Source organism: Pseudomonas baetica (assembly GCF_019733355.1).
Classification (GTDB): Bacteria; Pseudomonadota; Gammaproteobacteria; order Pseudomonadales; family Pseudomonadaceae; genus Aquipseudomonas; species Aquipseudomonas baetica_A.
Genome location: NZ_JAIHLQ010000020.1, coordinates 62697 through 85428, shown reverse-complemented (window position 1 = coordinate 85428; position 22732 = coordinate 62697). Strand labels below are relative to the sequence as shown.

20 protein-coding genes are annotated in these 22732 nt (G+C 53.3%); 5 read left to right on the top strand and 15 right to left on the bottom strand.

Going from position 1 to position 22732, the window contains the following annotated elements; genetic code table 11:
• Window position 1: 1 nt before the first annotated feature.
• The 9 genes from K5E40_RS19285 to K5E40_RS19245 all read right to left on the bottom strand — a co-directional run bounded on the left by K5E40_RS19285 (window position 2) and on the right by K5E40_RS19245 (window position 9440).
• A complete protein-coding gene (locus K5E40_RS19285) occupies window positions 2-760 on the bottom strand; it encodes an HAD family hydrolase (RefSeq protein WP_221732161.1) in 759 nt (252 codons plus the stop codon).
• Window positions 757-1707, bottom strand: coding sequence for an HpcH/HpaI aldolase/citrate lyase family protein (locus K5E40_RS19280; protein WP_078465805.1), 951 nt, complete (start codon window positions 1705-1707; stop codon window positions 757-759). Before K5E40_RS19280 ends, K5E40_RS19285 begins: the two co-directional genes overlap by 4 nt.
• A complete protein-coding gene (locus K5E40_RS19275) occupies window positions 1707-2801 on the bottom strand; it encodes a cysteine protease StiP family protein (RefSeq protein ID WP_194941009.1) in 1095 nt (364 codons plus the stop codon). Before K5E40_RS19275 ends, K5E40_RS19280 begins: the two co-directional genes overlap by 1 nt.
• On the bottom strand, window positions 2794-3552 hold the full coding sequence (locus K5E40_RS19270) for a trehalose phosphatase (protein ID WP_078465807.1): 759 nt from the start codon (window positions 3550-3552) through the stop codon (window positions 2794-2796). Before K5E40_RS19270 ends, K5E40_RS19275 begins: the two co-directional genes overlap by 8 nt.
• Window positions 3542-4669, bottom strand: coding sequence for a phosphoribosyltransferase domain-containing protein (locus K5E40_RS19265; RefSeq protein ID WP_194941008.1), 1128 nt, complete (start codon window positions 4667-4669; stop codon window positions 3542-3544). Before K5E40_RS19265 ends, K5E40_RS19270 begins: the two co-directional genes overlap by 11 nt.
• A 72-nt stretch (window positions 4670-4741) precedes the next feature.
• The gene (locus tag K5E40_RS19260; protein ID WP_078465809.1) at window positions 4742-5881 is read right to left on the bottom strand and encodes a trypsin-like peptidase domain-containing protein; all 1140 of its coding nucleotides are present in this window, start codon (window positions 5879-5881) and stop codon (window positions 4742-4744) included.
• 90 nt (window positions 5882-5971) lie between these two features.
• A complete protein-coding gene (locus K5E40_RS19255) occupies window positions 5972-6970 on the bottom strand; it encodes an ATP-grasp domain-containing protein (RefSeq protein ID WP_194941007.1) in 999 nt (332 codons plus the stop codon).
• A gap of 481 nt (window positions 6971-7451) precedes the next feature.
• Window positions 7452-8150 (bottom strand): hypothetical protein, encoded by a 699-nt coding sequence (locus K5E40_RS19250; protein WP_153045950.1) that lies wholly within the window; start codon window positions 8148-8150, stop codon window positions 7452-7454.
• Between the two features lie 9 nt (window positions 8151-8159).
• The gene (locus K5E40_RS19245) at window positions 8160-9440 is read right to left on the bottom strand and encodes a site-specific DNA-methyltransferase (RefSeq protein ID WP_078465812.1); all 1281 of its coding nucleotides are present in this window, start codon (window positions 9438-9440) and stop codon (window positions 8160-8162) included.
• Between the two features lie 124 nt (window positions 9441-9564).
• Between K5E40_RS19245 and K5E40_RS19240 the strand changes: the two genes are divergently transcribed.
• Complete coding sequence (locus K5E40_RS19240; RefSeq protein WP_078465813.1) at window positions 9565-9966, top strand: hypothetical protein; 402 nt, start codon at window positions 9565-9567, stop codon at window positions 9964-9966.
• Between the two features lie 256 nt (window positions 9967-10222).
• On the opposite strand, the gene K5E40_RS19235 is transcribed toward K5E40_RS19240, so the two are convergent.
• Complete coding sequence (locus K5E40_RS19235) at window positions 10223-12637, bottom strand: UvrD-helicase domain-containing protein (RefSeq protein WP_078465814.1); 2415 nt, start codon at window positions 12635-12637, stop codon at window positions 10223-10225.
• A gap of 194 nt (window positions 12638-12831) precedes the next feature.
• Between K5E40_RS19235 and K5E40_RS19230 the strand changes: the two genes are divergently transcribed.
• Window positions 12832-13479 (top strand): helix-turn-helix domain-containing protein, encoded by a 648-nt coding sequence (locus tag K5E40_RS19230; protein WP_078465815.1) that lies wholly within the window; start codon window positions 12832-12834, stop codon window positions 13477-13479.
• A gap of 373 nt (window positions 13480-13852) precedes the next feature.
• Here the strand turns inward: K5E40_RS19230 and K5E40_RS19225 are convergent, their stop codons facing one another.
• The 5 genes from K5E40_RS19225 to K5E40_RS19205 form a co-directional block, all read right to left on the bottom strand.
• Window positions 13853-14944: a hypothetical protein gene (locus K5E40_RS19225; protein ID WP_221732160.1), complete on the bottom strand. Its 1092-nt coding sequence runs from the start codon at window positions 14942-14944 to the stop codon at window positions 13853-13855.
• A gap of 490 nt (window positions 14945-15434) precedes the next feature.
• Window positions 15435-15944 (bottom strand): hypothetical protein, encoded by a 510-nt coding sequence (locus K5E40_RS19220; RefSeq protein ID WP_153045953.1) that lies wholly within the window; start codon window positions 15942-15944, stop codon window positions 15435-15437.
• 22 nt (window positions 15945-15966) lie between these two features.
• Entirely contained in the window at window positions 15967-17097 is a 1131-nt protein-coding gene (locus K5E40_RS19215; RefSeq protein ID WP_228759002.1) for an endonuclease/exonuclease/phosphatase family protein, read from the bottom strand.
• Between the two features lie 44 nt (window positions 17098-17141).
• The gene (locus tag K5E40_RS19210; RefSeq protein ID WP_169904182.1) at window positions 17142-17651 is read right to left on the bottom strand and encodes a DUF922 domain-containing protein; all 510 of its coding nucleotides are present in this window, start codon (window positions 17649-17651) and stop codon (window positions 17142-17144) included.
• Window positions 17652-17748: 97 nt separating this feature from the next.
• Window positions 17749-19401 carry a tetratricopeptide repeat protein gene (locus K5E40_RS19205; protein WP_221732159.1) on the bottom strand — a complete coding sequence of 551 codons (1653 nt, stop codon included), beginning with the start codon at window positions 19399-19401 and terminating at the stop codon, window positions 17749-17751.
• Between the two features lie 129 nt (window positions 19402-19530).
• Here K5E40_RS19205 and K5E40_RS19200 point away from each other — a divergent pair, with 129 nt between their 5' ends.
• The 3 genes from K5E40_RS19200 to K5E40_RS19190 all read left to right on the top strand — a co-directional run bounded on the left by K5E40_RS19200 (window position 19531) and on the right by K5E40_RS19190 (window position 22215).
• On the top strand, window positions 19531-20508 hold the full coding sequence (locus tag K5E40_RS19200) for a DNA replication terminus site-binding protein (protein ID WP_169904181.1): 978 nt from the start codon (window positions 19531-19533) through the stop codon (window positions 20506-20508).
• A gap of 112 nt (window positions 20509-20620) precedes the next feature.
• Entirely contained in the window at window positions 20621-21055 is a 435-nt protein-coding gene (locus K5E40_RS19195; RefSeq protein WP_169904180.1) for a tetratricopeptide repeat protein, read from the top strand.
• Window positions 21056-21057: 2 nt separating this feature from the next.
• Window positions 21058-22215, top strand: coding sequence for a hypothetical protein (locus K5E40_RS19190; RefSeq protein WP_078465822.1), 1158 nt, complete (start codon window positions 21058-21060; stop codon window positions 22213-22215).
• Window positions 22216-22732 lie beyond the last annotated feature (517 nt).

Sequence of the window (22732 nt, the reverse complement as noted above, 5' to 3'; positions counted from 1 at the left end):
GTTACGCTCCTTGTTGGTCATCAGTGTTCGCGTGTCGATCAGGGTTGATCGTCACTTGCAGGTTGGCTTGCGCGACATTGCGCACACCCGAATTCCCGCTTCTATTTGCCCGCAGGCCTAGACGACGCCATGCGGGATGAAAGTGTCGCCAGTGTGCTTCTTGGGCCGCAGCCAACAATTCGAAATCGCCGCGGGTATCACCCCATGCTTTAACCCGGAACAGGTCCAGTGGCCCGTACACAGCCTCAAGCCTGAGTACTTTGTTCTCGCATCTGCAGTTGTTGCCAGTCATGCGCCCGGTCAACAGACCGTCTACTACCTCAAGCTCGGTGCCGATCAACTTGATGCCAAGTCGATCCGCAAACGGCTTGAGAACCAACGCTGGGGACGCGGAGCAGAGAGTAACTACTGCTCCCGCCTCTACTTCGGCGGCGACAGATTTTAAACCTGAAGGGCGCATGAGCTGTCCCCAAAACAACCCGCAGAATTTCACGGCCTGCTCCTGCATCCATTTCGTTTCTACGCCTGTGAGAAACGTGCTGATCAGCTGTGCTTTCAACTCATCACGATTCAAACGCCGAGCCAGGTATCGAACGCTTGGCAGGGCAAGCCGCAAAATACGTCGATTGAATTCCCGGGTTCCAAAGGCAAACTTCAGGAATGGAACGAAGCTATCGTGCCGGGTCAGCGTGCCGTCGAAGTCAAAAACCGACAGCACATGACGCCTTTGCCCGCCAGCATCGTCATATTCCATTGTCATCCCACGGCCTCGGCCAAACGGATAGGGGCCTCAATGGGTCCTACATCTGCTTGCCGAACCCCGTGCCACTTCGCTCGTTCAAGGATGTTGACCGCCCACTTGTAATGGGTCGCAGGTTCGCACATGGCATCGTTGTGCTTGAACACTGCCGGAGCAGCGTCACTGACAATCATCTTCGCGCAGTTGAGGTCTTCGAGGCTTACGCGCAACGTGTCCTGGATCGTGCTGATCTGCGATGGATGAATCGCCGTCTTCCCTACCAAGCCATGGGCGATGTCGAGTTCAAGCTCCTCCATCAGCAAATGCGGTGTCGCGAGTTGCTCGAACACTGGTGCCGTCAGTGCGAAACCTTGGGACCCCATGACGCCTGCCAACATTGGGATCACGTAGCCCATTGGGGTGCTATAGAGCGTTGTTGCAGGATTCCGACGAAGTCCAAGACTTCCCATCAGGTCGTTCCCACCGATACGTAGGGCGATAATCCGCTGATTTAGGTTCGCCTTCAGCGCCTGGCCCAACTCGACCATTGCACCAGGGTTGAACACGTCTGTGGTTTCCAGCGTCGGCATAAGGTACAGCGCCGGGTTTGTAACGGCGTGTTCCCATTCCCCGAGGTTGCGCAGGGTCAATTTCGGCACAACGAACCCATCAACGTGGGCCATCAACGACCAATCATTCAGCACAGCAGCCATCACCGAGTCTCGGGGACGAACAAACAGCAGTGGACCATCGGACGGACGCCCACCGCGCTCGTTGATTGCGGTAAGCAGTCCATGCAGATTTCTCAAAGCCGTGTCGACGTCAATCTCCGCGACCGCATCCTCAAGGCACACGACCAAAGAACGCAGTTCTGGCAGTTTTGTGCGGAAAACCACATCCAGCAGATCCGGACGTGTGGCCGGCATGTAGAGCGTTGCCCCCAGGGCATAAGGAGAAAGGACTTTCATCAGCTCACACTCCGAATGATGGTTACCGCCCGGTAAGGGCCTAATGCAGCACCCACTTCTTCCACAGCGACCCCAGCGCCCTCAGTCAGGTGCATGAGCAACTGAACATCACTGTCGCTACGGCTGCGCACCAAGACGTGATCAGGTACGCGACGCAGTACCGCGCGTGTTGCTTCGGCAATACCAGGCTTTACTCGATTGAGATTGGTAATGCCGAACTGGGAGGCCAGCGACTTGACTACGTGCGAAGCTGCACCCTGCAGTTCAAAACGCTGGGTATCGGTCCATGGAGAGGCTTGAGGAGCCGTCCCCAACGCCTTTCGCTTCTCTTCGATCTGCTCGATGAACTCGCGGGTGACATCGTGCTCACGCAGATGGTCATAAACCACACAACCATGCAGGCCTCCATCTGCGGGCCATATGGAGCGCGAAACCAGACCAGACACCGTCGCACCAAGGATGCCGGAGGGGATAACCCAGTCTTCAGCCGACGCGGACAACCACGCCCGGCCGCAGGGATCTGCCAGTACTACAAGCCGGGGTTCCTCAGGGAAGCGCGAGTCGCCATTGAGGCTGCGCTGAATCTCGCCAGAGATTGCGCCCTTCCCTGTCCAGCCATCGACGAAGACGATGTTCTCGGAACCATGTTCCTGAATGATGGCCTCGAGGGCGACTTTGTCGATCCCGCGATCTCGGACAATGCTGATTCCGTAGTGGTGCGCATCTCGACCCATGTCGAGCAGGGCCCGACGCAATAACACGCCGAGCGGCAAGCCAGCACGAACGAAAGACACAAGAACAATAGACGGGCCCGTGCATGCCTCGCTCAGCGCCAGCGCCAGGGACTGAACGTCCATGGCCATGCGGGTACCGTTTTGTTCGAGTGCGCGCTCGTAGAGGGCTTTGTGCACGTCAGTCGGCGCACTCTCAAGGCTGATCATTTCGGAGTAGTGCTTCTGCTTCGACTGAATCAGACGCTCCTTCTCCAAGACATCAGTGGTCTCCATCTGAACGGCCTGCAGCAGGAACTGAACATCATCTGCTGCATAGCTGCCGCTCCCCACGGTAACCAGACCCGCAATGGCCTTAGTCATGGACTTTCCCTCCAACGAGCTTGGCCAATTGGCTACGCGCTGGGGTCGCCCACATATGGCACTCCTGCATGAAACCGAGGTCAGTGATGCTGTCCCCAAAGCCCAACACCGGACGCTCACCATTGGCCTCACGATCACGGCGCAACAATTCTTGAACAGCCACTACCTTCGACAGGCCCAGCGGCAAGAACGCGAGGTTGTTGGAATTTCCGTGGATGTGCATGCCTTCCAATAAACCGCGGGCCTGAACTTCAGCGAGAACCGTTTGCAGGACTTCATCATTGGATTCGTTGTGCTTGGTCACTACGTAGTGGCGCAGGCCTTCTTCCTCGACAACCCATCCGCGCAAGGAAATGCCAAGCTCCTTGCCAATGGCGAGGGTTGCTTCACTGAGGCCTGGCAAGCGAGCCTGATAGTCAGCAAGAACATCGCTCATGCGTGCTTGCCATTCCTCGTCAAGCTTTCCATCAGCACCAAGGATCACGCCGCCATGGGAGCAGACGGCACCGTGCATAAAAGGCAGTTTCACACGACTGAATGCTTCAACGCTGCGCGCTGTAACTGGGACCACGTCGGTCGTGGACAGGAGCCATTGTGCGAGGGAGTGTTGGACCGTACTCATGTAGCCATTGGGCTGACCCTCGATATCGAGAGTCGCAGTAATCCGCTGAGAACCTTCTGGCATTTTGCGAGCAGTCTGGAACAGGGTGTCGTCGAGATCAACCAGGGCGAGGGGGCGCTTATTGACCATCGACAATCACCTCCGCGCTCAGGGATTCAATCAGGGCGGCGGACACAGCCTGCTCAGGTGTTTCCGAGCAAATAAGGACACGATCAAATTGCCCTGGGCTGACATTGTAGAGGAAGTTGGGGATACCGAGACCGTAGTTGTCCGCGAACGACAACGCGTGACCGATGGCATGGCCCAGTGCGATTGGTGAGCGACTGGTCGAACTGAAATGCACATCAGCACCAGCACGCTCCAAGCGCTCGGCGAGCAAAAACGGACGCCAGACGAATTCGCTGGTACCAACCACGAGTACGCGCTCGCCCGCTTTGACCTTCAGATCGAGAGCCAAAGTGTCTTCTACACAACGAATACCATGGCGCCCCCAATCGCTTTCCGCCGACAACGGCCACTCTCCGGGCTCGATGCTGCCCACGGCCGGCATTTCCGGCAGCGGCGCATCAGCGTCCTCGTGGAAGGTATACGCCCCCTGCAACAGCGAAACCTGTTGAGCAGAGTCACCGATGGTTTTGCGCACCGCATCGCCGGACCAATCCGTCAGTACGCAAGTCACCACGCGCTCGACCCGAGTCAGGCCGGCATCGACCAGCGCACGGTGAAGATTGATGAAGGTTTTGCCCGTTGAGGCTTCGTCGTCGACCAGCACTAGCGAACGGGCATTCAACATCATTTCCCGAACGTCGGCATCGATCGGCAAATGAATGAGGTGCGCACTGGCGTGACTATGTTCTTCTTCAAATCGGGCGAACAGGTCATTGCCAGTAGGGTGGCGTGTGCTGACCATATAAACCGTGTCCGGGCGCGTCGCGCTGTATGCGCGATGCACACCAGCACCCAGGCCAACTGCTGTTTCAGCCATGCCGATAACGAGTACGGGCCCAGGCAGGTCGTCAGGAATTTGTGCTGCGAGGCTATTGAAGCTTGAATTCATGATCGAAGGCCGCACAGGTATGTGGCGACCAAGTACTTTGGACACGAAAAGAAACGCACGCTTTGGATTACGGCGCTCGGCAAAACCGAACAAGGAGTCCGGGTCGATATGTGTGGCATCGACAGTGACATCGAGACGCCCGCGCATCAGTTGTGCGCTTAGAGCTTGTTTATCTGCGTTGCATTCCATGAAAAAATTCCTAGGGTTGCGTGAGGTCGATAACCTAACGTCTCTTCCGCAGTTTTCAAGTCAAAATAGGGGCTAAAAATTCTTGGCTTCGACGCGCCACATAGATGCTTGGGCCGAACGTGCTAATTCAGCAGTTGTGAACGTCCTGCTGCTGGATGTTTGAACTGCATCAACGCGGCACGCATCCAGAAAGGAGAGGAGCAAAGACGCTTTAACGGCAAAGTTCATATTTTGAGCATCAGGCATTGTAGAAGTTACCAACCCGATAACAGCGCCTGTCGAATCAAATAAGGGGGATCCGCTAGAGCCCGGTTGAATAGCCGCAGTAAATTGTAGAAGGCTAGAATCGTTATGCAGGCCAAACAACGCCGACACGCCGCCCTGGGTCACGTGGACACCACCGCCGGCGAAACCCGACATAGGGAAACCCAGCGCGACTACAGATTCACCCAAGTCGCAGCCGGAGCCTTCCTTAAAAGTGACAGATCTGAGGACAGGCGACTCCATCACCCTGAGGAGAGCGATGTCATTACGCTGATCAACGACGACCGGCTCTGCACGATAACGACCTTCAAAGGAGGAAATGAATATATCACTCATGCCCTCGATTACATGAGCACAGGTGAGCACATGGTGCTGGGAAACAGCGAAACCAGTGCCGGTTGCGCCCGCTCGTGCGCGGTCAGCCTCCGCAGAGCTAGTGCGCCCTTTTGGATGAGCGTCATTAATATCGATCCCGATGCGGCGGCCTAGAGCGGCTAAACCATAAGCCGAACCCTCAGCCAGTGCACGAAACTTCCATTGCTGATTGCGGATGTAGAATTCGCCGATAATGATCGCCGCTTCACCGTTATCGCGAAGGTCCAACCTATATTCAATCTGTTCGTCAACAAGTAGGTGCAACGAACGAAGATCGCTTACCGGTCCTGCTGCAGAAAAAGTGTATGCGATGAGGAGTAGCCTATCGCTACCGGACGGGAGGGCTGACAAGTTCAACTTACAACCAACCTTTGCTTGGTCGCCGCTCCACTCCATCCAGGACTGAGACGTCTGAAATAGGGCAGCCTCACCAGTGGGTAGGCGCTTGTCATTTACCGGCAGTATGGCAATCGCAGCGTACTCTCCGAAAGCCGAGGAGTTCCCGCATTCCAGAGTCCATTCACTCCGTGCACTAGATACCGCGGTGTTTGCGCCTGGCGCTAGCACCATCATTCCTTTTTTACTCCTTGAGTGCTAAATCCACCGCGCCACCGGAAGCGCTCCAATGGTACCAAACTTCAGGGTTCTCGATGATTCAGGATGTCATTTTGGAACTACAGCTGCAACGGAGACCCCTTTCACACGTACGCCTGCCCGCCAAACGGTAGGTGGCTCAGGAAGGTTTAAGCGGCGCGTAGCAAAGATCCCTGCCAAATTGACGCCAGCCTCCCGGGTGTAACCGACTCCACCGGAGTAGCGAGGATTGATTTCCAACAAATGCGGTTTACCCTGTGCATCATCCTTTGTTTGAACGTTCACGATGCCATCACACTGGAAATGAGCAGCCGCTTTTAGTGCCAACTCGACCGCCGCACCTTCCTTTTCAAATAACTGATACGCGCCGGTCTTCCTCCGGCCTACAAACGCAACCGCTCGGCCAGTCTCACAGACCATATCCACCGAACACTCGGTTCCAGCCATGTAGGGCATTACAAGCATCGACGGAGGATTTTCCACCTCGCTGTATGCACGCATATAGGTCGCGAAATTCGCAACGCGGGCATCGGGATCAGCAAAGCTACGAAATGGGTCAGCACCCTCCTTGAAGCGCCAAAAGCCTTGACCATAAATGCCAACGGCAGGCTTTACGCAAACCTCTCCCGAAGCAGACAGAGTCCCGTACGCTGCTAACATTTCATCGGCATTAGTTGCGGTTATTGCCGGAACGCAATCCAAGCCCGCAAGCTCCGCCTCAGCGGTAAACCTGCTTTTGTCATCAACAAGATCGAATGTGCGCATCGATGAACCACCAGTTACCAGCACCAGGCCAGCTTCCTCGAATCGATCCCGGGCGCTTTCAAATACCGCCCCCAAGCGACCCGCCAGGATTACTTTGATTCCATAGGTGCGTGCAGTAGTAATCACCCACGAAACCCGCTCTTCAGCGCCACGGGGCTCGCAAAAGCTAATATCTGCTCCAGCCATAATTTCGGGGCGATTGTCGCGGTGCGAGGCAAATATCTTCACCTCAGGTGGCAGCGCGTCACGCGCACCTTCAATAATGTCACGCTGGCTTGACTGCCCTTCGAGAAACCAAATCATACTTTAACCTCACTTGTAGATGTGCACTGACAGTCAAACCCGAGGAAGGGGACTGACAGCATTCGATTGTTCAACCGGAACATAACGAGTCCAGCTGTAGCTTCAAGGCAATGCGGGGGGCCGCCCAAAATAGAGACGTCATTTCGACAAAAAGCCCCCCTCTACAATTTCGTTTTGCGGGTTTCAAATTGGTCGGCCTTGCTTGCGGTAACTGCGCTAGCAAAATATTTCTCGACGGTGGGTGTGGGGCAAAACGAGGTAAGGTAGACCGGTAAAATATAAACAACATCTACATTATAAGTTTCGGCACGGCCAAGACTGATTAACAATCCCAACAATCTCCCTCTAATTATGCAGAGACTCCAAGTTAGTCGTCCACAGATAATCTATTTCAGCATATGAAGGATCACGATACCCAGCTAAAAATGATTCGGTGTAAAGTGGGCCAACGCAGAACGGAGGATCAATATCAAGTCTATCACTAGATGTCAGGATTCACCGTTTCGAATTGGTTGCCCTTTTCCGTTTGCAAGCCGCGATCGGCCCAGGTGAAGAGAGCCATTTCAACATCGGCGATGCGCCATCCCGTCGCTGACGCAGCGGAGGGTAGATTGCACTCCGGGCGGCATATGCCCTTAGACTCGAGCTCGAAAACCAAACTCTCGCAGAGTGTTTGGAATTTCACGTAGCCTTCGATCATCGAGCTTTTATAGCTATCGTGTATTTTGGGAAGTAGGTCTGCTTTCAACAGTGCAAGCCTAATCCGGCGATCCAAGCTCCCATACCGGCCAGGGTCAAAAAAACGGAGAAGCTTGGAAGCATACGTCAGACCAAATCCCGGAATTTTAAGAGCAGCGTCAATAGCAGCAAGCGGCTGTTCAAGACTGGCCACTACTTGCTGGAGGATTACAATGAGAGACACGTTACCCAGCCCGGCCTCAAATTTCATCCCGGGGTCATTCTTCCCCGCGCCCCATGCAAGGATCTCGCGAAGGTAGTCCGTCGGGCACGCAGTAATGACACCTTTCGCCACAATCCTCACACCACGTCCTTCTAGCGACTGAATCCATGGAAAATCAGGAAACGTGTCCCCTGGATATCCACGAGAAGCATGATTAACGTTAGTCCAGCGATAGGCGCGAAGAAATGCAGGAAACTCAGCAACGTTGATGGCTGGCAAAATGGATCCTTAGCGCTGGACTGAGCCGGCGAATGCTTGTTCTAGTTGAGGGTTGATACGAAAGCCTGGGCGCTCGCGGAATAGCTCTGCTGCACCACGAACGTACTGTAGAGCCCGCTCGCCAGTGATCCAAGTCCGATTAAGCATTTCGGCGGCCAAACCTGTCATCGAGCGGCCACCCCATGGATCCACCACAAGGTCACCTTCCTCAGTCAAATATTTGATAAGGAATTCAGCAACGCTAAAGGGCTGGCCCGCACCATGACTAGGCAACCCCAGCGCTTCCGCTGAAGCACGAAACTGTGAGCCATATGGGCAGCGAATGCCGCGCTCCAGTACGTTCTTAGGAATACGTCCCTCAGTTTGGTTGCTGTAACTGCCAACCCGTAGCCGATAGGCACCGTCCCCATAGTTTGTTGTTCTCTTTTCGCCACCTGAATTGATTAATGCAAGATGTCGCTCAGAGTGAGGCTCGAGAACGCGCCTATTGTCCCCTTTAAAAAGCTTTGGGTTCTTTGCAAATATTAGAATTGGTTCATAGGTTGCGTTAAGAAGTTGCCTCGTCTTAGACGCCCAATGAACTGGCCCAGGCGGCTTGTTGGACTTCCATACCAAACGATCTATAAGCCCTAGACCCATGTCTTCCAGTGTTATCGTCAATCGCTCAACGTAGGTTGAGCGCGCGGGGGAATTAGGCAGGAAAATATCATTGCTGACATTGATAGCGAGACTACCTGTGTCTGCAAGCTTTTCAATAATTGGCTCAAGAATCCCCACAATGTATTTAACGATTTCCGATTGGGTAGGATTAGAGTAAGCCCGACTTTTTGCCAAAGGATAGGGAGGACTGCAAATAATTGATACTGGCTGAACATCTAAGTTATTGAAGATATACTCGCTACCGCCGAAAATTGCGACACCTAGATCAGTTCGAAAGCCAAGTACCTTGACGCCTGGCTTCGCCATGTTTAAATCGCGCTTAGCCTCCTCCGTAAGGCGCCAAATACCACGCTCACCCGGTACTCGCTCAAGGACCCCTGCCCTGCGCAGATCTTGCTGCGTCCATCGAATCGCACGCCTCTCTAGGCTATGCCGCTGCCCTGATCGGCCTACGGGTACACGCTCGTTCAATGCGCCAGCCGACAATCCGTTTCGCATGGCAACCAATCCATACAAGGTGGCATTGTCGATGTGTGCTTCCGGTTGGGATCTATAGATGGCGGCGATCTGATCTGCCCCGAAAAGCTCACCTTGCGAAGCTGGTACTGACTTGGCCTTAAAAGACTTCATTGCTGATAACTCGCCTAAAATATCGATGCCCTACCTTCCCATCGCGAAACCTGTGGCAGAAGCCTTCAGGTGGTAGGGATGATGTAGCGCGGTTAAAGTCTTGACTCCACTATGGAGATCTACTGTGACCCGCGATGAACTGGCTGCCCTCTTCGACCCTATCCAGCACTCGAACGTCGAATGCGATGGTTTTTCACGAATTGTCTTTTCCGTTTTGACGGAGAGAGGGCACAAACCAATTCTCAAAGCGGGGGCACTGTCCGCCCGCGGCGCTATCGTGCGTCCACACCTCTGGATCGAGGTATACGGCTTTATGATCGACTACCAGGCCAGGCGGTGGCTTGGACATGAGCCATGGATTCCCCATGGCGTATTCAGAGCCTCTGAAACCGAAGCTATCTACGAAGGGGTCACCATAGAGGTAAAAGTGCTCCCTGAACCGATTAGAAGGCTGATGTTGATGTCTTTTGCCGACGTCGAGTCAGAAAGCCAGAGCAGCCTGATTACGCCCGAAATAATTCGCTGAGTAGAGGGCTCGACCCACTGTTTGTGGCCGCAAAGCACTGACCAGGTAAGCCTGCACAAACGTCAGCGCTTATGGTCACTCTGCCTACAGGAACGCTGAGATGCATGTAGCGACGCTCCACTTAATGACTAAACTTCTCAGTCAGCCCATACGCCCCATCGAGATCTACACCTGACAGAACAAGCACAAACTCCTCACCACTATTTCGAGCATCACCTATCGGCTTTACCAGCCCATCTACTAAATACCTACCGCATCAAGCACGGCGCTCATCATCGAAGAGTCCCGGCATCAGCCCACCCAGCACACTCGCGGTACGGACAGTACCCACTCCGCGATTTGGAAACCAAATGCACTTATGCCTCGCCCTGGTGATTGCCACGTGGACTAGGCGCAAAGCCTCGCCGTGAGAGACCGTATCCCCCGGCGCAGAGTCACCACCCGAACTGAACCCCGCTATCTTGTAGAGCTGATTGCGGTACCAAGACGAAACACCAGTCGACGGGTCTCCGACCATCACGACGATGTCCGCTTCAAGTGACTTCGCCTTGTGGAATGAACGAACACGGATAGACCGCCCGCCTGAAGCACGATCATCTCTAATCTGGTCCCCAACAGCAGAGTCGACCCAAGCCTTGTCGACCTCGCTGTCGATGAGTATCAAAACTTTGTAGCCATCTGCCGCTGCTGACTGGCAGATGCGTTGAAGTTGATCCAGATCATCACCAACTATCCTGACAGGCTGATCCTCCCCCTTTGGAGGTCGAATAGACCTAGGGCTTCGGTTTACTCCCAAAGAAAGGTTTTGGACCAGGTTAGATCCCGCATCGATAATGGCTTGAGTAGACCGGAATGACTCGGTCAGGGTCACCTTCGTAGCCGGTACCGGACTACTAAACATATCTTCGAAGTCAAAGAACAATTTTGGAGTCGCCCCAAAACTACCGTACACCCACTGATTCGGATCTCCTGCCACTGTAATACTTGATGACAAACCCCTTGTGTATATTTGAGCTGAGTCTCTTCTACGTATCTCAATCAGTACCGACCGCACCCAAGAGGCAACCGGGAGCGTCTGATCTTCTGCACCGTCAATGAGAAGGTGGCGGCATTGCTCGAGAATACTCATAGGCACGTACCGTACGGCTGGCAGCTTACCGCCCCCAAGCGCGGCGAACAGACGACCAAACGGAATCACCGGTCCCTCTAGTTTAGAGAGGTGCCGCTCAAGGGCCTCCCAGTAAATCGCCAATGCCTCAAAGTAGAGTGCGTCAGAATCTGCAGGTAGAAAATTCATTCTGCCAGGCACAGACCCTACCTCTATGCCCAGCGAATCAAGTAAGGCTGACGTTGAATTGAACGAATCGAGAACCGGTACCGGACCTGTTTGACCTTGTAGTGCGTAAGAAAAGCTTGGAGCGGCTTGAGCGAGGTATTTCAGCCTCTCCGACAGTTCGGCAGCATCTTGATAGGAGTCCAGGTGCACCACACCCTCTGGAAAGTAGGCCTGGAACAGGGTGCGCTTGATCGCGACCTCTTTGTACAGTTCCATTGAAGCTGAAGGATCGCGGCGCAAGCTCGGCCCTTCCGACCTATCGAAGCCAAGCACCACGTGGAGTTTCAATTGTGGGATGTAGCCATGTGTTGCATAAGGTCGACCTCTGACGGTGAAGACCTTTCTAGCGGCTGTCACACCCTCAACAGGCCAGGCCTTTGCTTTGCGCCACAAAGCCTCAACAGAGTTGGTCAGGGCCTCGTCATGCTCGCTGAGCTTCCATCCCAATGAAGCGCGCCTTACGACTTCGGGTGAATCGACTTCAAGCTGAGGTAGTCTTAGCGACGAAATCCACAAAGCAATGTAAGTTTCATTGAACCGCTTATTGGATCGATAGAGAAGGTTGAGGCACTTGGTCATCTCCACCCTCTGCGTATTGTTCAATGACGCCTCGAAGGGTCGGCCGTCAGCGAGGGCAGATGTGTCAGGCGGGCTGGCTCCATAGTTCTCAAGCGGTATCACCGTGGCAAGGTCAGGAAGAGCCATCGATTGGGTTAAAAGGCATGAGCGTGGGGTCATCACTATCGCTTGACATTCGGCCGGCGAGAGCACCACACCGAACAGACCAAAGACCTCCTGTAGATCGCTGGCCATCTCTACACGAGCCTCACGGCTGAACGTGAGAATACGTATCTGAGATAGAGGGACCTGCGCATATCGATGGAAAAACAATGCCCTGAACAGCAATGTCTTGGTCTTACCAGTACCCGCACCACCTCCGAGAAGAGTCGTATTGGATGTCGAAAGGATAGCCTTCCATTGCTCCATTGTGGGCTGTGCACACTTATCTAGCCTTGCTTCACAGTCAGCGCGCATAGCTGCGCGAGCATCACTGCTGATATGAATGCGTTCGCCGCCAAACACCAAGTCATCTTTGCCTGTGACCTGATGATCGGGCTCAGTGGTTTTCAAACCGGGAATTACGACCTGATCCTGGGTAGATGACTGCTGAGCTAATGCCTTGGCCTCCATGAGACCGATACGGCGGCCAGCCTCCCAGGACTCGAGATGTCTCGCATTAAGTAGATCCAATCCAGCACCCAACACCTGGGCTGCCAAGCGATGATGAAATGGAAGCTCATCGAGTTCGTAGGGTGGCTCGATTGGTTGATTCACTGTGATCGCCTGTCGAACAAATTAATAGATCAAGTGTGTCTTCAGGATCCTCTATGTGCTACCCAAAACGAGCTCACGGAAATTACACAGCCCTCTTTTGAGTAACACCTTCCACTGAATCTGGGTATCGTCCTGCCATCTCCCAATGACCAGGTATCTCGTCATTATGGGACTTACAGATGATGGAGCGATGAATGAAACATGCCGGCAGCAGTGCGCTCCAGAAGGCAGGCGCTAATACCTTGTTTACTGCGTCGGGCAAAAGACGAAAATTTGCTCGGGGTTCGACGTTGATGAGATTCGACTCTGAGGAACCATGTGTTTTTTTGCTCACAGAAGGTACTGCGGCTATACAAGTCACTGATCATTCTCAAGTAAGCGAGCTCAACATTGCGCACCTAATTCCTGGCGACGTATTTGGAAGCATCGATCCCGGAGAAGGCAACAAGATCGAAATGTACGTGCTTGCCAAATCTGAGTGCTTTGCATACGTGCTGACTGCCAAAGAGCTGCTGCAGGCCTGTGCATCTCAGCCTCTTGCGATGTTTGGACTCTGTCGTGAGCTTTCACGCACGAGCGTTAGGTCTTTACGCAAGGTCGGCCAATTTGCCTTCTATGACGTTCGCGGCAGAGTTTCAAGCGCGCTCGTGGAACTATGCAGTCTACCCGGTGCAATCTCTCACCCAGAGGGGTACGTATTGAAGAATACACGGGTCGAGATCGCGTCCATGGTCGGGTGCACGCGAGAGATGGTTGGAAAGGTGATGAAGGAGCTTTCTCAGGAAGGTCTTATCAGCATCAGGGGAAGGCAGACCCTCGTCCATGCCAGCACCACCAGGTGAGGTGAGCTGCAGGGTGTCTTTGCGTAGTGGACTACCTTGCAGACACTTGCGCTTTAATTAGTCCAGAGCCTTCGCCGGGAGGTCGCTATCTGGTGCGACCTTACCGAGTTGGTGGACTAGTTGCCGAACTAAAGCCGCTAATTCGTCCACCACGCGGCTGAATGCTTCCTGATCGTTCACAGCTTGTTTACTCGAAAACTGTACGGTTACCTTGATGCCATCGCCGAGTTGCGAGGCAACGAGAACACGGCCGATAGCCCCCAGTATTTGATATTCACGATCGATCCTGGGAGCGAAAATCACGCCGCCCCTACGGCAACGGCCCCACGGGTTAGGCGGGGCTTGGGTGTTCCTCATGCGATTTTCTTGATGTCTACTCGGACTTGCTAGAAATAATCCCAATTGACCATCCGCTGGGGTTGCCGATGCTGTTCACAATGTATTTTTGGAAGAACTCCGCGCTAGACTCGCACTGGGTCTGCACCATAAAGAAGCGAATCATGCATTCCGAGCCGCTGTCCTGAAACTCTGGCCCTGGCTCATTAATGTCCTGTAGAGCAGTTGTTGCACGAAGCAACTTGTCGAATGAGTCCAGCGATCTGTTCAGGAGCAGATCGCGCCAAGTCCCCTCATGATGAATCTGGCCAGCGTAGGTGAACCGCTTGCCCCCAATTTCTTTTTGCTGCAAATGTCCCCAGCAGAGGAGCAGGGTATCCGCACCAGTGATCGCTTTGGCGCTCTCAAGCATCACTCGACGAACCTCATCTGCCATCTGGTCATGATGATCTAGCGGCGTGTAAGCAAGGCTGGTCAGGAAGACCGGTACCTTTTCGCTATCGGATATTTCAGGGCTACACGGCATGAAGAACGATGGTCCACCGTATTCATAATCTTCGACAAAGGTATCTTCGATCAGGTCGAAGCCCTGATCGCTGTAAAAGTCCCAGAAATCCCCCGGTTCAACCGGATGAGAAATGCGCAGGCGGTCGGTTAAGTTATCCAGATTGCAGCCTTCGAGGCCTGGCGCACCACCTAGCAAATCCTTGAGCATTGCGTTTGCTACCCGAGGATCATCAAAGCCCGGCACATAGAGGCTCAAACCTTCATCTTCAGGCGGAGAATGCAAAGTACTTCGGTTGATTGATATAGTCTTAGGCATTTTGCCGCTGGAGGGACTGAGGTTCGCGGCCAGGTGGACGGCCATCGATGGGTTTATCGCAAAGACATCAACCATCACAGCAATGTAGCTATCCCGTCGAGCCATCAACTCGGGTACTTCTAGTTGCTCGTCTGGAACACTGGGCTGCTTGTTCCCTATCGCACTGGTAACTGCATCCCAAGTTCGGAAACCGCACAGATTTGCATACATGGCTGCGGCCTCAGCACGCTCGATGCCCAAGCTCTTGCCGCAGACCTCGACCCATAGGCGAGCCAATTTGTGTTCAGTAGCTATGAATTGCGTCATGACGGTGGCCTCGTATTCAAACAACGCTGGGTATCCCGCCATCGCTGTGGCGATACATCTGCACTGCGCCACCTTAGGCTTTTCACCACACGGTGTTGTCAGTTAAACATACGATTTCACTGCTGCGCATCTTCAAACCGATTCGGGCGACGATTTCGTCCAGCACAATGCCTTCGCATGTGAAGCGGGCGTTGACCGCGCTTTGCGGGTTCACTGGGTGGCATCAACATAGATTGACACAAAGCCCCTAAATCACTGACCACTCACGTATCAACCCGGACAGCAACGACAACATAGTTTGACACAACCTACCAGTGATTCCGGGCGCTGCAGGCTGTTGCTCTGCTCCAGAGGGCGATTCATCAGCGTTTTTGTGTCAATCTATAATGCCGAGTGTCGCAATAAGTTGTCTTGTGTCGAACGATGTTGTTTGCTGCCAACAGATCGCATGGCTCGTTTTTGTTTGCAACAGTCAGGACTGTTTCCGTGGTCATTCGTGGTCAAAAATCGCCGCCTCAATCTCTCCACTGTTTTTCGAGCGAAAACTTCTCATCGCATGAGAGATTTTATCGTGAGCGATTTTGACCTTCAAAGCGTATTCGGGTGGCATACACGGCAACCCTTCGATCAGGGTGCAAACATCTGTGATCAGCGGGAAGCCGTTATTGAAGTCCGATTCACGGAGCAGGGAGCGAATATTGAGCAGAAAGAAGTCCTTATTCTGTTGGGTTTGAGAGAACACGTTCCACCCGCCAGAATATTCACCTCCCGCAATCAAACTTAGCGAGCCAAAAACAGAGTGTATGTCACCATGAATTGCCGCTAGGGTGCGGTGACTGTCGAAAGCTAAAATTTCTTCGTCACGACCGATAATGGCATCTGCATCGCGAAGTACACTAAGAAGTTCAGTTAGGACATTCAGTACGTTTTGATTGTGTTCGGTTGCCTGCTGCATTGTGGCTTTCATTGGGTCTCTCATTTTATATTTACCGTCATTCATGACAAGATGCCGTTTGCTTACCTTACTTGCAATTACCCGCCTTCCTGTAGTTGCTCGTAATCGCTTCGGCTTCACTAGCAAATACCACCAGATTCTTCTCCGAGATCATTCCGTAGGACGGGCAACCGCTGGAAAGGTGGTAGATATGGGAGCTCTTATTACCGTGCACGCTCCCGACCTGAGTATTCGAAGCGGTAGAAAGGGCACCAAGCCCGGTCGATGCGAGAGGAGTGAAGACAGAGTCATTACGAGCCGGAGCATTCACTACCTGGTGCATCAGCTGAGCGGGTCCTTGAGGATAAGCCATCTGGACAGCACTCCCCAGCCTAGCCTTCCCAAGCTGGAAGAACACTGGCGCATGATCGCTCACGGCGCGCCGCCCATCCTCATGGCTTACCTTGAGCATCGCAGGGTAATTGACGATCCCAACACCGGACATCATCGATCGCGCTGACTGGTTGGCAAACACATTGTCGTACAGATTGGCAAACCGACCGCTTGTGTTCGACAACGTGCTTGCGCCGTCTGTAACCATTGGGATAGCACGTGCTCGAAGGGACTCGAACGCAGGGTCCGAAGGGGGCATGTTGAAATCACCCATCAGCATGATGGGCTCTCCTGGGTATACCTGCTCGAGCCATTCCCAGTAATTACCGAGCTCTTTCAGCTCTGGGGTTCTGTCAGCGGCTGACTTGCCGTAAATGATATGTACGGTGGCCAAGGCGAAGGTATTGCCGTCACTGAGGGACTTAAAGCGCGCGCTATAGGGCTCTCGCATGAACACATGCTTACGATCCAAAAAGCTTACGGCGCCGTCTTCATATTGAACTGCCGAATCGCGGCTAAGAAAGCAATACTGCTCCTTATAACTGCGCGAGCCTACAGGGCTTGAGCACAGCGAGCTCCACTTTTCACGTGTCCGTTGCTCCAGTGCCAGTTTTAGGTATTGGATGCCCTCATCATTCATCACCTCCTGAACGGCCAGGACGTCAACATTGGCGGCGACTGCTGCTAAAGCTGGGTAACTTTTCTGGTCACCGTTGCCCAGACGCATTGTATTCCAGGTTCCAACACGAGCGTCTGCGGCTGCGGCAACCCCTGATATAGCAGTAGCCAACACCAACAAAGCAGACATCAATAACGTTTTCTTCAAAGGTTATGCTCCAGGCAGTTAGGCTTCATATTCTGTGGGGGGGGTCATCTGACAACGGGGTTCAAATAAGCGCCCTGCGTAGTTCCGTGACGGGTTTGAATGTCTAGATCTTTGTCGTAGGCAGAAATCCGTTCTATCAGCGCGGCCGTAGCCTTCTCAGCGATCACCTTGGCGCGAGAACAGGGCACATCAGTGCGTGTCCCGTTTATTTTTGCCAGTAGCGTGGTGGCGGCCCGGTAGGCGTTTTGCGCATGCAATGCTTCATGAGCATTGAGGGCGCTGTAAAACCGCCGCCACTCTTGCTCAACACCTGGGGATTTGGGAATCGATTCCAGAACAGGTAGGTGAATCCTGATTTTCAAGAACACCTGCCCGTTATCGAGTAGGCAGCCATGTGGGGAGGGAATCAGGTCATAGGATGCTGAGAGATTCCATATCGTGACGCCGGCGTAGTAGGAGCCCCCGTTTCGACTGGGTGTATGCTCTGCAATCGATCGTTGAATTTGATCGATGGTTTGCCCGGACACTCCGTAAGTGACCAACTTGGAATCCACAACTGGAACCGTTGATGCCACAGAATGTAAAGGCATCCAAGCGAGGATCGCTGATATAGCGATTCTTCCAGCCCAATTTGAAGCACTCAGTCGAATCCTAAGTAGCATTTGCCACCAAGCGGGTGTCGAGCTTCTTTTGAAATGCAGCGATTTCCTTCGCTTCGCGCTTGATTAACGAGCGTTTCCCAATTCCGTGCTCAAGCATGTAATCGGCTACTTGCCGCGCAAAGGCTGCTGCGTCGACATGACCATAGATCCATGCCGCGCGAAGGAATTCCAGGGCGCCTTGCAGGTCACCACCTTTGGCAGACAATTCTCCAAGCTCGTAATTGGCTTCAGGATCCTTGCGAGAGGCGGCTTCGTTCAAGAGAGCCAGACCCTCGTCTACTCGCTTACTGTCACAGAGCATCTTCCCGAGGTCTGTCATCGCAATCGGGTATCCGAACTCGACAGCGATTCGCAGATATCGCTCAACGGCGGCTAAGTCTCCAGCTCCCAAAGCCTCATAGGCCAAGCCGTAAGAGCTCAATGGGTGCAGGGCCCCAGCCTTGCTTTGCCAAAGATGTGCCGTTACATCGCTTCCATCAGCTTTTGATGACTCATAGCACCGAGCCAGCGCTACAGCAGCTTCGACAATTCCGTCATTAAAACCCTGCTCAAGGGAGGCTATTGCCTCTTTGCGCCTGGCATCTTCTTTTGGCAGCTCTGTTTGAAATGCCAGCTTAATTCGACATGCCCACAGCAACAGCTCACGCTTGGAGCTCGGCATCAGCCTAAGCTCGCTGTCCCATAGATGGCCGACAACGCGGAGATCACGTGAGTCTTCATTTTTTTGGAAGACATGACCAGTTGAAGGGTCGATGGCCATGTTGCCAAGCAATCCCAACGGGATGATCCGGTTGAAGGCTACACCGTTTATGCGCTGGCCCAGGCTCCATGACGTATGGAGTGCTCCTTCAGCACATACGAGTCTCATCGCCGTGCGTACGAGAGCGGCCTCGCAGGGATCGCCGAGCTGCTGCGCCGGCTCAACTTTTGCCAATATTGCACCCCATCCACCCTCTACCCCTAAACCGAAGGTAGAAATGCCGTATCGGTTGATGGATGGGGCCCCGCGAGTAATCGGACCGCCAAGTGGCTGCAACTGCACAGAGTGATGTTGAATCAGGAAATTCTGTGTGTGGAGGTCGACCTCGTTAAATGAGGCCGAATAAACAGGAACACCTTGCTTGGTGGACAGCGACATCGCAGTGGAGGTATTCAGAGCCTCAGCCTCGTCTGCCGACTCTGCGGCAGGGTGAACCCATATTGCCAAGTCGACCTTCGAAAAGCCGCTCTCGACTGCTTCGCCGTGGGTCAATACGCTACATGCGGGAAGGTTGAGCGCTGTCGCAAGCTTTGAGAATTCGGAGTCCGCATTCTCGTCCAGGGTATAGATGATCTCCACAGCTCCTGGAGCTCCAAGAAATTCGCCAGCCAAGCTAGCCCACTTGGACTTATCGAATCTTATGAGAGGATCTGATCCCAGCAGGAGGACACGAATTGGCTTCTCGCTCCAGCTGATACCTGATTGACGAACGACATTCGCGACTAAAGCTCCCGGGGCCATTACCGAGGCAGCGTTGTTGAGCTTGGCCTTCACCCCGAGTTCGAAAAGTTGGGTCTTCAGCAGAGGCTTGATTGTGCGCAACCAGGCTTCAGTAAGAGCGCCCAGGTTCACTGCAGATTCAAAGGTTTTTGCCAGAGACAAGATTCGGATACCCCAATTTGGTTATGTGCCAGAGTGTACCCGCGCCATAATAGAATCCAATTCAAAACGCCTAGTCGAAAATCCAACGCCCGTTAAAGTGATGTGTGGGCTCACGCAGTGGACATCTCTATGGAACTCCACCTCAGCGCTATCAGTGAAGCAATCGCAGTGGTCAAACAGCTTGAGGCCGAGCTCAAGGTACTGGTCAGAATGCTCAATGACTCACGACACCGATTGAGAGTCGATGCGATTTTTGAGATGGAGTTTCGACAAGAGCCAGAAGTAGACGAAGCTGCGCCTATCCCGGTGAGGAGGCTTGAAGGTAGCGACGCGGTCGACGCAGCTATAGACGTCCTCACTTGCATCACGATGAAGGAAACTCAGAACGCGAAGGAAACCTTGAGGAGTCCAGGGGTAGTTGCGCTGCCTGGGGAAGTGATTGCCAAAATCATCGAAACGAATGATCTGCGCAGCAAGCTGGAAATGCTAATCGGCAAGATCAAGAAATCTAACGATCGCCGGAAGGTTTGGATTAAGTTTGAGGCCATATCGCCAAAGCAGGCAATGCGTTGCACCCCGGTGCTGATGAACCCTCAGACCATTAATTTCTACTGGACTGATACCGGCACATCCGGATCAAGGCATGTGGCTTCAGATTTAGTGAAAGAGTGGGAAGACCTCTTAGATGAGCTTCACGACCGACGTCCTACCATGTCCGACGCTCCTGAGGGATCAATTGAAGAGGGCTTGCTGACCGCTATTGATCTCTTACGGAAGCTAGGCAATGAACAGGTCGCTATTCGGAGACCAGTCAAACCCCACATCCGAGCACGGGTTCGTGACGGTGATACGCCGGTGCGCCAGATCATCTCTTCCGTGCCCTTCGTTTACGACATCGATGAATGCAAGTTTGCACCCACAATTAAACCGCTACTTAGCTACGACGTAGTCACGGCACGACGCAAATCTGCCGGCCGCGAACTACTCGAGAAAGAACCGTACATCAAGAAAATGAACCTCTATCAGTATCTCGAGAACTATCGCGTCTTTGGGCCTTTGGTACAGAAAGCCGAAAGCGATTCATTTCCTGCCTCAATTGATGAATAAGGCAATAATCAGAATGCAGTCCACTGACCAAACCACCAGTCTCCGCCTGGCCAGTCTCACTCGAGATCTGGTCTCCTGCGATGAGCGAAACCGAGCGAACGCATATCGAGACATGCTTGAGCTTGCTGAAAATGGAGATGGCAAAGCAATGTTCCAAGTGGCGAGGTGTCTCAATCAAGGCATCGGTGTAGACACTGACATAACCCGCGCTGACCACTGGCTCCGGCTCGCCTGCATTGCTAAACCTGCATCGACCGACGCCCTATTCACCTACGGAATGTCCCACGTCCTCAAACAACGCGCAGGGGCCGATCCAGTTAAGGGCATCCAATACATCGAGCGAGCTGCTTCTGCCGGTTACGTTAAAGCCACTATAGAGCTCGTCAAGATCGTCGAGCATGGCATGACTGACATCAAACCAGATCTTCGCCGCGCTTACCGCTTACTGGCATCCTCGCTTAGCGAGAAGTCCGACAAAGCCCTCTACGCGGCCTACGTTGGATTCGTAGAGCGCCACCAGCCCATCACCAACCTTCTGGACTCGTGAGCATGTACAAAGAGCAATCTGAACGTTTGGTCAAGAAAATGGCCTTGGGCATTAATGCTGAAGCGGCAAATGTGATCGTTGCGCGTGCCTACGGGTACAACCGTCTGAACGCTAAAACTGGTGAACTCGAAGAGCCAATCAATGGCCTGCAGATGATCAAGACCCCTGATCAGATAAGAGCCATTTCCGATCGAAGCCTCCAGATGATGGAGTTCTTGCGAATGGCCATGAACATGGATCCCCTCAAGAATACGTTACCCGACATTCGTAAAGGGCACCCTCAGGGAACGCTCATTGCAACCATGTGGGGGTTTAGCAATTTTGAAGCGCTGAAGGCATACGCAAGGCAAGATAAGATAGATCCAACCTCTCAATCAGCGGAGGAAATGGCGAGATTCAAGGCTCGCACTGGTTTCATGCCACCCTCCCAATATTTACTGGGACGTGATTATGCCGGCCATACCCTAATCATCCATACCGAGCCCCTGCACATCTCTCAATGGATCGACCAAGAGATTTGCCTGAACCGCCTTGATGACCTGTTCGTTGCCGTAGTGCGAGCCACACACGATGGCGACAACTATCTGAACCGTTACAGCCGCGGCCATGATGTCTTCAGAAAGTCGCTTTCTGAAGATCACAGTTCGTTCATCCTGGGTGAACGTCAGAAGCATCCAGACCACCACTTGGCGGTGACGATTTTACCAAGTCGTACCTACACGCTCGAGCAGCTAGTCTCCGCTCATTATTCTGCCCTTAACGAGGGAGCTGTGCGTGGACGCACCCTCATCATCGACCGGGTATCGGTCGCGAGGGATGAGGAATCGGTCACTGCCGGTTTGAAGCTTGCCAGTAGCGTAGGCATCAACGTCGTTCTAACCATCTCTCATCCAGACCCGATGCTTTGGGACAAATTTGATAGTCGTGTCATATTTGGCTTCGACCCTACAATGGTTGCTACGGGCCATGAGCAAATGGATCAATCGCTAGTTGCTTCAGCTCCATTCATTGGCCTCAAGAAGAACAACCTGCAACTCGCCTATCATTCGAACGACACAGGAGTAATCTTCAGCATCGTCCAGCTCGTGCCGGAAACCCAAGCCCAGGCACAAGGAGCTACGCTATTCAAACGGATATTCGGCAAGCCTGCCGTCGGTTGAGCTCTCTCATTCCCAGACGCGTCCTAAATTAGCGCGTCTGTTATTGCCAAGAATCACAACCAAGTTGACAGAATTGTCGTAAAAGGGAGGTGTAGAATTCCCGCAACAGGAAGCTACACGCCCTGAAATAGAGCATTACCAGTCCACTCGGGCCGGAGACAAGAAAAGAAAAATCCTGGTTTTTTTTGAACCGATGGGCGGCGAGAGGGTCGAAGACACTTGAGATAGAAAGCTTTTCCAGATTTTCGCCGCTTTGCGAGATTTCTGAGACCGCTGCATAGGTGTCAATTTATCGCAAATTCACGGCCTTCATCTTCACAAAGCCCGGTCGTTCGTACAGAATGTGCGGAATGGGGTTCACTCCCCCATGCCAGTTTTTGACACAGTTTCTTGAGGAAAGCATAGGCTTTAGACCTCCTAACTCCTAAGTCACCCCCTTCTACATCCAAATGCCTATGGGTGCCGTTGCTTCTCCTCGACTTATTCAAGGCCCGTCCATGCAAATGGGCGGGCCTTG

What these genes read in the sequence shown, in the direction of transcription:
- K5E40_RS19285 (WP_221732161.1), bottom strand. Translation starts at nt 760, where the DNA reads ATGACAATGGAATATGACGATGCTGGCGGGCAAAGGCGTCATGTGCTG.
- K5E40_RS19275 (WP_194941009.1), bottom strand. Translation starts at nt 2,801, where the DNA reads ATGACTAAGGCCATTGCGGGTCTGGTTACCGTGGGGAGCGGCAGCTAT.
- K5E40_RS19255 (WP_194941007.1), bottom strand. Translation starts at nt 6,970, where the DNA reads ATGATTTGGTTTCTCGAAGGGCAGTCAAGCCAGCGTGACATTATTGAA.
- K5E40_RS19225 (WP_221732160.1), bottom strand. Translation starts at nt 14,944, where the DNA reads ATGACGCAATTCATAGCTACTGAACACAAATTGGCTCGCCTATGGGTC.
- K5E40_RS19260 (WP_078465809.1), bottom strand. Translation starts at nt 5,881, where the DNA reads ATGATGGTGCTAGCGCCAGGCGCAAACACCGCGGTATCTAGTGCACGG.
- K5E40_RS19270 (WP_078465807.1), bottom strand. Translation starts at nt 3,552, where the DNA reads ATGGTCAATAAGCGCCCCCTCGCCCTGGTTGATCTCGACGACACCCTG.
- K5E40_RS19265 (WP_194941008.1), bottom strand. Translation starts at nt 4,669, where the DNA reads ATGGAATGCAACGCAGATAAACAAGCTCTAAGCGCACAACTGATGCGC.
- K5E40_RS19190 (WP_078465822.1), top strand. Translation starts at nt 21,058, where the DNA reads ATGTACAAAGAGCAATCTGAACGTTTGGTCAAGAAAATGGCCTTGGGC.
- K5E40_RS19200 (WP_169904181.1), top strand. Translation starts at nt 19,531, where the DNA reads ATGGAACTCCACCTCAGCGCTATCAGTGAAGCAATCGCAGTGGTCAAA.
- K5E40_RS19195 (WP_169904180.1), top strand. Translation starts at nt 20,621, where the DNA reads ATGCTTGAGCTTGCTGAAAATGGAGATGGCAAAGCAATGTTCCAAGTG.
- K5E40_RS19280 (WP_078465805.1), bottom strand. Translation starts at nt 1,707, where the DNA reads ATGAAAGTCCTTTCTCCTTATGCCCTGGGGGCAACGCTCTACATGCCG.
- K5E40_RS19245 (WP_078465812.1), bottom strand. Translation starts at nt 9,440, where the DNA reads ATGAAGTCTTTTAAGGCCAAGTCAGTACCAGCTTCGCAAGGTGAGCTT.
- K5E40_RS19220 (WP_153045953.1), bottom strand. Translation starts at nt 15,944, where the DNA reads ATGAATGACGGTAAATATAAAATGAGAGACCCAATGAAAGCCACAATG.
- K5E40_RS19230 (WP_078465815.1), top strand. Translation starts at nt 12,832, where the DNA reads ATGAAACATGCCGGCAGCAGTGCGCTCCAGAAGGCAGGCGCTAATACC.